Raw genomic sequence first — 12,840 nt, 5'->3', positions numbered from 1 at the left:
GCCGCTTGTGATGGTGTTCACAGGCGGCGTTTTCAAACTTGTATGTGCTCTTACTCGTCCTTGGGCGCGGGGTGTTTGCAGACCACACTCATGTAGATCATGCCGAGCACGGCAGCGGTGACCGAACCGGCAAGGATGGCGGCCTTGGCAGCCAGAACCTCAAACTGAGCCGTCGGGAAGGCAAGGCCACTGATGAGGATCGACATGGTAAAGCCGATACCGCCCAGAATGCCCACACCGGCAATCATGTGCCAGTTGACATTGTGCGGCAGCTCACAGACCCTAAACTTAACCAGGGCAAACGTCATGCCAAAGATGCCGATCGGCTTGCCCAGCAGCATGCCAAAGTACACGCCGAGCGTCACCGGGTCGGTGAGCAGCGTGCTCATGTCCACGCCCACCAGGCGAACCTGTGCGTTGACGAACGCGAAGATCGGCAGGATCACAAAGTTGACCGGCGTGGAGATCAGACGCTCCATGCGGATGAGCGGCGGGGTCACGCGGTGCATGACGCGCTCGACCTTGGTGGTCGAGACGGTAAAGTCATGCTGGCCCAGGATGTGTGCCTCGTCGTCGTAGCGGTCGTCGAGCAGCGGCAGGCACTCGCCCAACCAATCGGTGAGGCTATCGAGCTTAACGCCGCACTTGGCCGGGATGGTAAAGGCCAAGATGACGCCGGCGAGCGTAGCGTGCACGCCGCTCTTGAACATGCAGAACCACAGCAGCAGGCCCAGTACCGAATACGGGGCAAGGCGGTAATGCTGCGTCTTGTTGAGCCACACGAGCGCGCAGGTCACAAGCGCGGCGGCGCCCAACCAAAACGGATTGGGGCTCTGACCGTAGAAAATGGCGATGGCGGCGATGGAGATGAGGTCGTCGGCGATGGCAAGCGTCGAGAAGAACACGCGCACGCCGTTGGGTACGCGATTGCCCAAAAGCGACAGCACGCCCAGCGCGAAGGCAATATCGGTTGCCATGGGGATGGCCCAGCCGTTGTGCGCGCCGGCATGGTTAAAGATCAGGTAGATGCAGGCGGGAACGACGACGCCGCCCACGGCCGCCAGCATGGGGAGCATGGCCTGGCGCGGGTTCTTGAGCTCGCCGACCGTCATCTCGTACTTAAGCTCGATGCCCACTAGCAAAAAGAAGATCGCCATGAGGAAGTCGTTGACGAAAAGCTCAACGGTGAGACCGGCTGTCAGGTTACCCAGACCCACATACAGCGGGGTCTCCAAAAAGTGATGGATGGCCTCGTAGGCATCGGTGTTGGCGCAAATGACGGCGGCGATAGCGGCGAAGACCATGACGGCGGCGGAAATAGTGCCGTTCTCGGCAATGCGCTCCCAAATGTCGTGACGCTCAAAGCGTTTGCGCTCACGAACGTTAAACAGCTGCTCGGGTGCTGCCATGGGCGGCTCCTTTCACGGGAAGGCTCCCGTCTTAAAAAAGCACGGCCCGCCCAAGTGGCGGCGCCGCGCTCCAACGTATTACGCTTGCATCTAGCCTACCCTGCACGACAAGCGCACAAGCACGGCCGAAAAGCGGAACCACAGGTTGAACATTATTTGCTCAACGGCGCGGGCACGCCTGTCCAAGAGACGACGCGGCGCCGCGCACAAAAAACGACCGGAGCGCGGGGTGTCCGCGATCCGGTCGTGGCATTTGGTCAACTAAACCTAGCAGGCGGCCATGATGGGGGCAGCGACCTGCTTCTTACGGGAGAGGACGCCCGGCATCCAGACGCCGTCGTGCTCGTCGGCAATGCCCAGGCCCTTCTGAGCAGCCTCGGTCTCGCCCTCGAGCAGGACCTGCGAGCCCTCCTCCATGATGTCGGTGATGCACAGGACAATGCCGTCAGCACCCTTCTCGGCGGCGTAGGCGCGCATGGCCTCGCGAATCTCGTCGATCATGCCGAGTGCGCGGCTCTTGTCGACGGTCTCGTACTGGCCGATGAGCAGCTTCTTGCCGGCGGGCTCGAACATCTTGATGTCGTTGCCGACCATCTCGGCAGCGGTGAAGGAGCCGGACGGACGGGTAAGGAAGACCTCCATGCCAAACTTGACCGGGTCGACGCCCACTTGCTCGCCGAGCTTGGCGGCAACGGCGCGGTCGACATCGGTGGTGGTGGGGCTCTTGAGCATGAGCGTATCGGTCATCATGGCCGAGAGCAGCAGCTTGGCCTGGACGTCGGAAAGCTCAACGCCGAGCACGCCGGCGAGCTTGGTGACGATGGTGCAGCTGGAGCCCCAGGGCAGGCAGATGTAGTGCAGCGGGCCGGCGGTCTCGAAGTCGCCGATGCGGTGATGGTCGACGACGCCAAAGACCGTGGCGTCCTTAAGGCCGGCGACGGACTGGGCGGACTCGTTGTGGTCGGTGAGGACGACGAGCTGACCGGCCTCGACGGACTCAATCACGCGAGGCTCGGCGATGCCGGCGTCGGCGAGCAGCTTGGCGGACTCTGCCGGAAGCTGACCAAGGGCGCAGGCCTCGTAGGTGTTGCCGGCATACTCAACCTGGTTGAGCAGCTGGGACAGGACGACGGCGCTCATGATGGCGTCGTTATCGGGGTTCTGGTGACCAAAGACAAGAACGTTTGCCATGGATATCCTCCACTTGATATGTGTACTTGGACGTAGCTATGGTAGCACGCCGATGCCGAGCCTTCGCAGACAGAAGGGCCACGGCATATTTTGTGGCAGCCTTGGCCCCCATGCACCAGCTATTTGCCGGCAGCGCGCAGGGCTACGTAGGCGGCACCGATGATGCCGGCGTCGTTGCCGAGCGAAGCGACCTTAATGGGCGTCTCGCGCGAGGCGGAAAGCGCGTAGCGCTGGAAGTGCTCGCGAACCTTGTCGAGGTAGACATCGGCCGAGGCAGACGCACCGCCGCCGATCAGGAACATCTCGGGGTCGACCACGTTGGCAATAAGCGCCAGGGCACGACCGAGATAATCGGCCATGGTATCGGCCGCGGCCAGCGCGAGCTTGTCTCCCTCGCGGCAGGCCTGGAACACGTCCTTGGAATCGGAGGGGCCGGTGAGCTCGATGGGCTCGACGCCCGCCTTCTTGCACTCGGCAAGGTAGTTGCTCACCACGCCGGTGGCGCTGGAATACTGCTCCAGGTGGCCATGGCCGCCGCAGCCGCAGGTGCGCTCCTCAGCTGGGTTCAGGCACATGTGGCCAATCTCGCCGCCAGCACCCACAACGCCCGATACCACGTCGCCATTAACGATAACGCCGCCACCCACGCCGGTACCGATGGTGACCATCACCACGTTCTGCACGCCCTTGGCAGAGCCGAGCCAGGCCTCGCCCATGGCGGCGGCGTTGGCATCGTTCTCGTACTTAACGACCGCGTCGGGGCAGTGCTGCTGAATGGCGATCCTCAGCTCGGGCAGGTTAATGGCAATGTTGGCCTTGACCTTGGCATCGCCCGACGCCGGGATGGGGCACGGAACGGCCAGGCCAATGCCAGCCACAAAGGCGCGCGGAATCTGGGCCTTGGCGACCACCTGGTCGATAGCCTCGGTCACCGCGGCAAAGCCCGCAGCGTCAACGATGGGAGGCGTAGGCACGCTGGCCTTGGCCAGCAGGTTGCCGTCCTCGTCGAACAGACCCTCCTTAACCGAAGTGCCGCCGACGTCAATGCCGATGTAGTACTGCTTAGGTTCCATGGGAGCCCGCCTTTCTCGTTTAAACATTGCCTGTATGGTACCGCTCCCAAGGCAAAAACCTACCAAAAAGGGACAGGTTTGTTTTGGCAGGTTTTATCCTGGGAAACGCAAATGGCCGCTCAACAGGCCGCACAAGACCATCCCCAAAAATAGAGGCGCCGGGAGGCGGAGACTCCCGGCGCCCGTCAAAGGGACTATGTTGTCTGTTGGACCGCACGGTCCTTCGCGGCGATAACGCCGACTAGGCCTTAAGTGCCTGCAGCTGCTTGTGGATCTCGATGAGCTCCGTCGCCATGACGCGCATGGTCTCGGTACCGGCCATCTGGTCCTCGGCATGCAGCAGAATCAACGGGGCCTCGCCGTTACGCTCGCCGTTGGCCTCTTTCTTCAGAAGCCCCATGTGAACATCGTGGCCACCGTTATAGGCCTCGTCGCCCTGCTTGATAAGCTCCTCGGCGGCGTCAAAATCGCCCTCCTTGGCCTTTTGCACGGCATTGATGTACATGCTCTTGGCGGTACCGACGTAGCTGATGATCTCGAAGCAGGTCATCTGCAGTTCGTTCATATCCTCCATACAGAGCACCTAGCCCATCACGCTGACGCAGTGGTCGATGATGCCGGCAGCGTTCATGCGGCCGTAGTCGACCATGTTGATGACCTCGACCGGAAAACGACCGGCGGCCTCCTTCTCAAAGTCGCCCTTGGTGTAGCCGATCTGCGGGCCAAGCAGCAACATGTCGCACTCGTCCAGGTGATCGTGGGCCTCGTTCATGGGACGAGCCTCGACCTCGATATCCAGACCACGGTTTGCAACCTCGGCCTGCATCTTCTGGACCAGCAGGCTCGTGGACATACCGGCATTGCAGCAGAGCATGATCTTCTTCATGGTTTCCTCCTTATAACTGCGCGGCGCGCAGACGACAACTGGTTTTATTCCTTGCGGCTATTGTGCCCACCCCCCTGCATCTTTACACAAGGGAGAGAGCCGCGGGCACCGGCACCGCGTACCGGCGCCCGCAAAGGTGAAAGGGACGAACGTTAGGCGTTCTACTCGGCGAGAGCCTCCTGCTTGGCGATTGCCTTCTCGGAAATCTTCATAAAGGGCAGGTAGACGGCCATGCCAATGACAATCTCGAGAGCCTGCCACACGCCGGCGCGCCAGTCAAAGCCCGTAGCGAGCAGGGCATTGATGACGGGAGGCATGGTCCAGGGCACCTGGGCGATGCAGGGGCTGATGATGCCTGCGCAGGTAAGGCCATAGGTGATGCCGATGAACAGATCGGGGAGGAGGACAAACGGAATCATGAGCGGCAGGTTGTACACGATGGGGTAACCGTAGATAACCGGCTCGTTGATGTTGAACAGACCAGGCAGGATAGCCATCTTGGAAACGGTCTCGGAAGCCTTGTTCTTGGAGAACAGGAGCGTGTCGAGCAGAAGCATGAGGGTGCAGCCCGAGCCGCCGATGAGGGCAAAGCTGTTAACGATCTGCATGTTCATGTAGTGATCGGGCTGGATGGTGCCACCGGCGGCAAAGGTAGCCATGTTGTCGACGATGAGCATGGTCAGGATCGGCTCGACGGTAGCGCCAGAGATGGTGGACTGGTGAATACCGACGCAGAACAGCAGGTTGGCAAGGGTGTAGATGAGGATAACAGCCCACGGACCGGCGTTCATGATGCTCTTGAGCGGGTTGGAGATGCACGTGGAGATGATGGTGCACAGATCGGTGCCGGCGCACACGGCGAGCAGGGCCGCGGCAAGAGCGAAGATCGCGAGGTTGAGCAGCATCGGGATCATGACGTTGAAGGAGTTGGAGACCGCGGGGGGCACGCCCTCGCCCAGCTTAACCTTGAGCTTCTCGACGCCAGAAATCTTGATGAAGAGCGAGACGGAGAGCAGAGCGATGATAATGGCCGAGAACAGACCGTTAGTGCCGGTGTTGGCAGTCGAAAGGGCGCCCGTGACCTCGGCGGAGGTGATCTTGTCGGTGAGCAGCGGGCTCGTGGCGGCAAGCGAGGCGGTGATCTGCTGCGGCATCATGATGACGAAGGCAGAGATGGCGACGACCACGCAAGCGAGCGGGTTATCGAAACGCTTGTTCTTGGCGAGGCTGTAGCCAATCAATCCGGCCAAGATAATGGCAGAGACGTTGAGGGTGCCCAGCGTAATTGCCGAACCCCACGTCTGAAGGTTGGCAAGGCCCGCCGCATCGAGCGGGAACAGAGGGAACACGACGTTATTAATAAGAACCGCGATACCCGCAAGGATATAGAGCGGCGTGATGGTCGCGAAGGCGTCACGCAGGGAACGCAGGTGAACCTGATTTCCCACCTTCGCAGAGACCTCGGCAAACTTGTCGAGGAAGCTCTTTCCGTTGTCACTGGCCATGATTGCTCCTAACTTTCAAATCCGGCCTTTTCCTATGCGCACGGTGGTCTGTCGCCCTCTGCCACCAGATGTGCCATGTGTTGCGCGCGGCGGCGCGCGGTCTGGGCGTTCGCCCGGTCGCTAATCAACCACGTGGGTCGTGGCGACCTGTTTGAGCCAGGCTGCCGACTTCTTAAGGCGGCGCTTGTAGCCGTCCATGAGATCGACCTCGACAAAGCCATAGCGATTCTTAAAGGCATTGGCCCAAGACCAGTTATCGATGACGGCCCAGTAGTGATAGCCCCGGCATTTGGCGCCCTCGGAGATTGCCTTGGCAACCCACTCCAGGTGCTGGCGCACAAAGTCGACGCGGTAGTCATCCTGGATGGTTCCTTCGGCATCGCGGTTCTTGTATTCGTCCATGATGCCGATGCCGTTCTCGGAAACGAACCACTCAAGATCGGGGTAGTTCTTAGCGCAGTCCATGCCAAAGTCGTAGAGGCCCTGCGGGTAGATCTCCCAGCCGCGGCTCTCATTCATAACGGCATCGGGCCATACGTACTCGTCGGCAAAATGCGGCAGGCCGTACTGGTCGACCTTGCTCGCCGGTGCCTGAACACGCGTGGGGTGGTAGTAGTTGCAGCCGAGCCAGTCGACAACACCCTGCTTGAGAATCTCTTGGTCGCCGGCACGGAACGGGAGCTTAACGCCGCCCTCGGCCAGGCTGTCGAGCACATCGGCAGGAAGCTCGCCCTTGGTAATAAGGTCGAGCCACCAGCGATTGTTGATGCCGCTGGTCATACGCACGGCCTCGAGGTCTGCCTCGCTGGGGTTCTCCTTGGTGTAGACCGGAGTAAAGCAGTTGATCATGCCGATCTTGGCATCGGCGCGAATAGCGCCCTCGTCATAGGCCTTACGATAGTTGGCCACGGCCAGCGCGTGCGCCAGCGAGATGTGATACTGCACGGTGCGGGCGCGGTTGAAGTCGTGGAGCTGCGGGAACCACACGCCCTCCTGATAGCGCTGTTCGGGCTCGACGATGGGCTCGTTAAAGGTGAACCAGTACTTAATCTCCTGGCCAAACTCGTGGAAGGCGACGTCGGCGTAATGCGCGTAAGCCTCGACGACCTCACGGCTCTCCCAGCCGCCACGGTTAAAGAGGTAGGTGGGCATGTCAAAGTGGTACAGGTTGACGAACGGCTCCAGACCAGCCTCGCGAGAGGCGCGGAACAGCTCGTGATACCACGCGGCGCCCTCCTCGTTAAGGTTGCCGTCGGCATCGAGCAGACGGCTCCACTGGATGGAAGTGCGATAGGTATTCAGGCCCAAGTCCTTCAAAATGCGAAAGTCTTCCTGGTACTTGGCCATAAAGTCATTGCCGGCATAAGAGCCAACGCAGTTGTAGAACGAACCCAGATCCTGGATGGACCAGGTGTCCCACAGGTTCTCGAGCTTGCCGCCCTGGTTCCACTGACCCTCAGTCTGCGGGCCGGACATAGCAGCGCCAAAGAAGAAGTCGTTGGGCAGCTGATACTGTGCCATCAAAGTCCTCGCTTTCGTGTTCTAGAGCTTCCGGTTGGAGACGGGTTTGCTTTGGCAGGTTATCCGGCGCGGGCGCGCACCGGTCATACCGATATCCAACCCGCCAAAACAAAACCGTCCCCAAACGGTCGATCCTGTTGTGCGGAAGGATTCCGTTCGTTGCTTAAACTATAGCGCTCTAATTTTAAAAGTAAAGCGTCTTTTTCTTTTTTCTTTCTCGAACTTCTTAGATAAAAGTAATATGGGTGCCCTGTTGAGGGTTATACTTACTTTTGTATTCATATATGTCGGAAAGGAGGTTCCATGATTCCCAAATACGAGGCGATAGCTGCAGATATTCGTCGAAGTATCGAGGATGGCGCTCTTAAACCGGGCGACAAGCTTCCCACCGTCGTTGAGTTCTGCGAGCTCTATAGCGTTTCCAAAATCACCGTCAAACGAGCTATTGAACAAATCACCGAGGAAGGTCTTATTACCAGTCGACGCGGATCGGGTACCTACGTTAAGGACACGGCGGGGCTTCCCGGCCAGGCGTTTTTCCAGGGCAAAAACGACCGTGCCCAGGGTTTTTCGTATGAGCACCGCGGGGAGAAGGTGACCTCGGTGGTCTACGATTTCTCGATCGTTAATCCACCGGCGGACATCGCAGCCCAGCTGGGAATTGCCGAGGATGACTTTGCCTATCACGTCGTGCGCGTGCGTCAGGCCGATGAGAAGCCCATCGTTATCGAGTACACCTACATGCCCCTCGAGCTGATTCCGGGGCTGAAAAAGAAGGACCTATACGGATCGCTCTACCGATTCATCCGCGAGCAATGTGGGCTGAAGATTTCGAGCTTTCACCGTACCATTCGCGCCGTGGCAGCAACCGAGGAAGAAGCTGAGCGCCTGGATACCAAACCCGGCTCTCCCCTGCTCGAACTCAACCAGATTGGCTTCTTGGATAGCGGCGCCGCCTTTGAGTATTCGGTCTCGCGCAACGTTGGCGACCGCTTTGAGTTGCACAACGTAACGTTGGCATAGGTTTTTGTAGTCATGCGGGCGCTCGTTTTGAGCAGTTTTACGCGGCGCCCACGCAGCACAATGGGAGTATGAACATGTCCGATTTGATTAAACTGACGCCGATCTTCCACGAGAAGATCTGGGGCGGCCGTCAACTCGAAACCGTATTTGGTTACGACATTCCCGATGGTCCCATCGGTGAGTGTTGGGCCATCTCGGCCCACCCCAACGGTGACTGCCAGATTGCGGAGGGCCCGTATGCAGGCCACACGCTTTCGTGGCTGTGGGCCGAGCACCGCGAGCTCTTTGGCAACTGCGAGGGCAAGGAGTTCCCGCTGCTCATTAAGATTCTGGACGCCAAGGACGACCTTTCGATCCAGATTCATCCCAACGACGAGTACGCCGCTGAGCACGAGAACGGTAGCCTGGGCAAAACCGAGTGCTGGTATGTGCTGGATTGCGAGCCTGGCGCCACGATCATCGTCGGCCAGCGCGCGCATGACCGCGCCGAGGCCGCACAGATGATCAAGGACGGCCGCTGGGACGACATGCTCAACGTACTGCCGATCCACAAGGGCGACTTTTTCCAGATTGATTCCGGTACCGTGCACGCCATCAAGACCGGCACGCTCATTTTGGAGACGCAGCAGTCGAGCGACGTGACGTATCGCCTGTACGACTACGACCGTCCCGGCACCGACGGCAAGCTGCGTCCGCTGCACATTGAGCAGAGCCTCGACTGCATAAACTTTGATGCTCAGGCTCCGACCGACGGCACGATAACCGCGCCCGAGGTGGACGGCGTGACCGAGCTCGAGTCCAACCCCTGCTACACCGTCGATCGCGTGCGCGTCAACGGCAGCAAGACCCTCGACCAGCGCTGGCCCTTCATGTGCCTGTCGGTCATCGACGGCAAAGGCACCGTCTGCGGCGACCCCGTCCACAAGGGAAGCCACCTGCTGGCCCCCAGTACCGTCAGCTCCATCGACCTCGAAGGCAAGATGGAACTGATCATCAGCCACCTCTAGTTCGCACCAACAACCCAAACGCAACAAGGGGCTCCCCCGTTCACCAACGGGGGAGCCCCTTGTCCATATATATCAGCCCACCCGGCTCTCCAGACCAAAAAGCGAACGAGCAAAGCAACGCTCGTCTAGCAACGTTACCCAAGGACCTGGGCGGGCGTATAGGGCAACATCGATCGCGAGTTCCGCACGCAAAGGAGGCCACTTAATGTGGCCTCCGTCTTGCGCAGGACTGCCCGAGCAGGCGATGTTGCCCCATACGCCCGCCCAGGTCCGCCGGGATCACGACAGCTTGACGATCGGTGCAAAACCTTTCATAAGCTTTTTGGTCTGGCCGGTCTTTTCGAATTGAACCTCGATCATGTCTCCGGCGACCGAGATCACGGTACCCGTGCCAAAGGTCTTGTGGCTCACGGTATCGCCTGCGGCAAAGTCCTGCGATGCGCTGGCGCGATCGACCTTGCGCTCCACCGTCGGGGACACCTTGGACGAGGGCTTTTTGGCTCGCGGTGCGCCCGAGCCAAAGGTCGAGGCAACACGGCCGGCGTCTGGCGAGACCCCACGATGGCGCTCGGTCCCGTAACTGCTGCCGCCAAAGAAGTCGTCAAAGCTCGATCCGCCGCGCGAACCGGAACCGCCGGTCGAGCGCGTATGCGAACCGAACACCTTGCCGCCATACATGTCCGAGCCCATGCCCGATCCAAAGGTGCCGTGTCGGTCGCCGCGCTTCTCCCAGCCCGTGCCCTCAAAACCGGCAGAACCGATACCGCTAAACTCGATATCCTCAAACGGAATCTCGTTGAGGAAGCGCGAGCGCGGATTGGCAGAGGTCGAGCCGTAGGTGCGACGCGTTGCCGCATAGGTCAAGAACAGGCGCTTGCGAGCACGCGTGATGGCAACGTAGGCCAGGCGACGCTCCTCCTCGAGCTTGCCCGGATCATCGCTGCCGCCAAAATCGTGCACGTGCGGGAAGATGCCCTCCTCCATACCGGCCACGAACACCGCCGGGAACTCCAGGCCCTTGGCGGAGTGGATGGTCATCATGGTGATGGCATGCGTCTCGCCTGCCAAAGAATCCAAGTCGGAGCGCAGGGCCAGCCACTCCATGAGTGCCGGCAGTGCCTTACAGGTGAGCGGACCGTAGGTGCGCTCGATCTCGTCGGCATGCACGGCACCCGCCGGCATCTCCGTTGGCGTGGCATAGGCGTTACCCGCGATGGCGGCGGCCAGGGCATCCTGCGGCGAGAGCGCTGGAGCGGCTAGGCTATCGAGCGGGTTGGAACCAGCGGCGTCGCGAGCGCCGACCAGCGCCTCAAACGAAGACGCGGGCGCGGACGGTCCCGGCTCGGGCGCGGGCGCGCTCACCACGACGGGCTCGAGCTCGGCGCCGGCGGGCACGTCGGCAACACCGGCCGCGCGCAGCTCTTCTAGGCTCTCGAGCGTGCCCTCGATATCCTCGTGCGTCTCTTCAAATTCGGCAGCGACGCCCAGGAATTCCTGGATGTTCTCGGCGCGGCTCTCGGACTCCATGGTGCCTTCGGCGCGGAAGGCCTGCAGCAGGCCCGTCTTGTCGACGATCATCTCGACGACGTCCTTGAGTTCGCCGTCCATGCGGCGACCCTCGCGCACCAGCGACACAAAGCTCGACAGGCCGTTGCGGACCTTGGCGCTAAACATGCCCGTCTCGGCCGTCGCGATCTCGCAGGCCTGGAAGAACGAGCAACGGTTGTCGCGCGCCAGCTGCTCGATCTTTTGGATCGAGGTGGAGCCGATGCCGCGGCGCGGCGTGTTGATGACGCGCTTGACGCTCATCTCGTCGGCCGGGTTCACGATCATCTTGAGGTAGGCCATGACGTCGCGGATCTCGGCGCGGTCGAAGAATCGCGTGCCGCCCACGATCTTGTAGGGCACGCCCGCACGCAGGAACATATCTTCGAGAATACGCGACTGGGCGTTAGTGCGGTAGAACACGGCGATGTCGTCGTAACTCGTGCCCTTGGAGTGCAGCTTTTCGATCTCGCCGGCAATCCAGCGGCCCTCGTCGCGCTCATCGCTTGCTTGGAAGGCCTGAATCTTCTCGCCGTCGCCCTCGGCCGTAAACAGGCGCTTGTCCTTGCGCTGCGAGTTGTGACGCACCACGGCGTTGGCGGCGCTCAGGATATGGCCCGTAGAGCGATAGTTCTGCTCCAGCTTGACAGTCTTGCAGTCTTTAAAATCCTTCTCAAAGTCCAGGATATTGGTGATGTCGGCGCCACGCCAGCTATAAATGGACTGGTCATCGTCGCCCACGACCATGAGGTTTTGGTACTTGGCGGCCAGCAGATTGGCGATCTCGTACTGGACGTGGTTGGTGTCCTGATACTCGTCGACGCTAATGTAGCGGAAGCGCTCTTGGTACTTGTCGAGCACCTCGGGGCGGGTGCGCAGCAGCTCGAGCGTGCGCACGAGCAGGTCGTCGAAGTCCATCGCGTTGGCGGCGCGCAGGCGGCGTTCCAGCTCCAGGTAGACCTGCGCGGCCTTTTTGTCGTTGGGGCTGTCGGCGGATTTGAGCATGTCCTCGGGGCCGATCATGGCGTTTTTAGCTGAGCTGATCTTGCTGCGGATCATGTTGATGGGGAACTGCTTTTGTTCAATGCCGAGCGCCTGCATAATGTCGCGCACCATGCGCTTTGAGTCGTCATCGTCGTAGATGGTGAACTGCCCGGTGTAGCCCAGCAGGTCGGCGTCCTCGCGCAGCATGCGCACGCACATGGCGTGGAAGGTGCACACCCACATGCCGCGGGTGCCACTGGGGATGAGCGCCGCCAGACGCTCGCGCATCTCGGCCGCTGCCTTGTTGGTAAACGTGATGGCCAGGACCTGCCAGGGCTTAACGCCCAGGTCGCCAAGCATATGCGCGATGCGGAAGGTCAGGACGCGGGTCTTGCCCGAGCCGGCGCCGGCAAGGACCAGCAGCGGGCCCTCGGTGGTCAGGACCGCCTCGCGCTGGGCGGGGTTCAGGCTATCGATATCGACGAGCGGCTTGGCGGGTTTGGGCGCCGGAGCCGGGGCGTCGTAGATGTCGAGCGGAACGAGCTCGGGCTCCGGCGCAGCAGGGGCGGTGTATGCATCGAGCGGCACGGGTTCCGGCGCGGGCGGCACAGGTACCGCGACATTCTTTTCCCAGGGCAAGGGCTGGGTCATGGGCGACTCCTCATCTGACGGACGGCGCGCCTGCGGGCAGCGCCA

The 12,840-nt window shown here is 60.9% G+C and carries 10 protein-coding genes; 2 read left to right on the top strand and 8 right to left on the bottom strand.

The window, feature by feature from the left end; genetic code table 11:
• Positions 1-50 precede the first annotated feature (50 nt).
• From nhaA to AAAX35_RS05850, 7 genes are all read right to left on the bottom strand, one after another.
• Positions 51-1,409: a Na+/H+ antiporter NhaA gene (gene nhaA, locus AAAX35_RS05880; protein WP_343007800.1), complete on the bottom strand. Its 1,359-nt coding sequence runs from the start codon at positions 1,407-1,409 to the stop codon at positions 51-53.
• A 267-nt stretch (positions 1,410-1,676) separates the two neighbouring features.
• Positions 1,677-2,600, bottom strand: coding sequence for a manganese-dependent inorganic pyrophosphatase (locus AAAX35_RS05875; RefSeq protein ID WP_006235927.1), 924 nt, complete (start codon positions 2,598-2,600; stop codon positions 1,677-1,679).
• Between the two features lie 119 nt (positions 2,601-2,719).
• Entirely contained in the window at positions 2,720-3,673 is a 954-nt protein-coding gene (locus tag AAAX35_RS05870; RefSeq protein WP_271738974.1) for an ROK family protein, read from the bottom strand.
• A gap of 241 nt (positions 3,674-3,914) precedes the next feature.
• Positions 3,915-4,247 (bottom strand): PTS lactose/cellobiose transporter subunit IIA, encoded by a 333-nt coding sequence (locus tag AAAX35_RS05865; RefSeq protein ID WP_199411192.1) that lies wholly within the window; start codon positions 4,245-4,247, stop codon positions 3,915-3,917.
• 9 nt (positions 4,248-4,256) lie between these two features.
• Positions 4,257-4,559, bottom strand: a complete 303-nt coding sequence (locus AAAX35_RS05860; protein WP_035137700.1) for a PTS sugar transporter subunit IIB — start codon at positions 4,557-4,559, stop codon at positions 4,257-4,259.
• 161 nt (positions 4,560-4,720) lie between these two features.
• Entirely contained in the window at positions 4,721-6,064 is a 1,344-nt protein-coding gene (locus AAAX35_RS05855) for a PTS transporter subunit EIIC (protein WP_118226878.1), read from the bottom strand.
• A 120-nt stretch (positions 6,065-6,184) separates the two neighbouring features.
• Positions 6,185-7,585, bottom strand: coding sequence for a glycoside hydrolase family 1 protein (locus tag AAAX35_RS05850; protein WP_271738972.1), 1,401 nt, complete (start codon positions 7,583-7,585; stop codon positions 6,185-6,187).
• A gap of 303 nt (positions 7,586-7,888) precedes the next feature.
• Between AAAX35_RS05850 and AAAX35_RS05845 the strand changes: the two genes are divergently transcribed.
• A complete protein-coding gene (locus AAAX35_RS05845) occupies positions 7,889-8,608 on the top strand; it encodes a GntR family transcriptional regulator (protein ID WP_118334227.1) in 720 nt (239 codons plus the stop codon).
• 68 nt (positions 8,609-8,676) lie between these two features.
• The gene (locus tag AAAX35_RS05840; protein WP_349117041.1) at positions 8,677-9,615 is read left to right on the top strand and encodes a type I phosphomannose isomerase catalytic subunit; all 939 of its coding nucleotides are present in this window, start codon (positions 8,677-8,679) and stop codon (positions 9,613-9,615) included.
• A gap of 279 nt (positions 9,616-9,894) precedes the next feature.
• Here AAAX35_RS05840 and AAAX35_RS05835 read toward each other — a convergent pair whose 3' ends face one another.
• Positions 9,895-12,795, bottom strand: a complete 2,901-nt coding sequence (locus tag AAAX35_RS05835; protein WP_349117040.1) for a UvrD-helicase domain-containing protein — start codon at positions 12,793-12,795, stop codon at positions 9,895-9,897.
• Positions 12,796-12,840: the final 45 nt, after the last annotated feature.

Origin of the sequence: Collinsella sp. CLA-ER-H11, assembly GCF_040092445.1 — a bacterium.
GTDB lineage: Bacteria > Actinomycetota > Coriobacteriia > Coriobacteriales > Coriobacteriaceae > Collinsella.
The sequence above is the reverse complement of the archived record's forward strand: the minus strand, read 5'-3'. Positions and strand labels throughout refer to the sequence as shown.

Bases quoted from the DNA above. Each gene is read 5' to 3' on its own strand.
- AAAX35_RS05870 (WP_271738974.1), bottom strand. From the start codon at position 3,673: ATGGAACCTAAGCAGTACTACATCGGCATTGACGTCGGCGGCACTTCG.
- nhaA (WP_343007800.1), bottom strand. From the start codon at position 1,409: ATGGCAGCACCCGAGCAGCTGTTTAACGTTCGTGAGCGCAAACGCTTT.
- AAAX35_RS05860 (WP_035137700.1), bottom strand. From the start codon at position 4,559: ATGAAGAAGATCATGCTCTGCTGCAATGCCGGTATGTCCACGAGCCTG.
- AAAX35_RS05840 (WP_349117041.1), top strand. From the start codon at position 8,677: ATGAACATGTCCGATTTGATTAAACTGACGCCGATCTTCCACGAGAAG.
- AAAX35_RS05845 (WP_118334227.1), top strand. From the start codon at position 7,889: ATGATTCCCAAATACGAGGCGATAGCTGCAGATATTCGTCGAAGTATC.
- AAAX35_RS05850 (WP_271738972.1), bottom strand. From the start codon at position 7,585: ATGGCACAGTATCAGCTGCCCAACGACTTCTTCTTTGGCGCTGCTATG.
- AAAX35_RS05865 (WP_199411192.1), bottom strand. From the start codon at position 4,247: ATGGAGGATATGAACGAACTGCAGATGACCTGCTTCGAGATCATCAGC.
- AAAX35_RS05855 (WP_118226878.1), bottom strand. From the start codon at position 6,064: ATGGCCAGTGACAACGGAAAGAGCTTCCTCGACAAGTTTGCCGAGGTC.
- AAAX35_RS05875 (WP_006235927.1), bottom strand. From the start codon at position 2,600: ATGGCAAACGTTCTTGTCTTTGGTCACCAGAACCCCGATAACGACGCC.
- AAAX35_RS05835 (WP_349117040.1), bottom strand. From the start codon at position 12,795: ATGACCCAGCCCTTGCCCTGGGAAAAGAATGTCGCGGTACCTGTGCCG.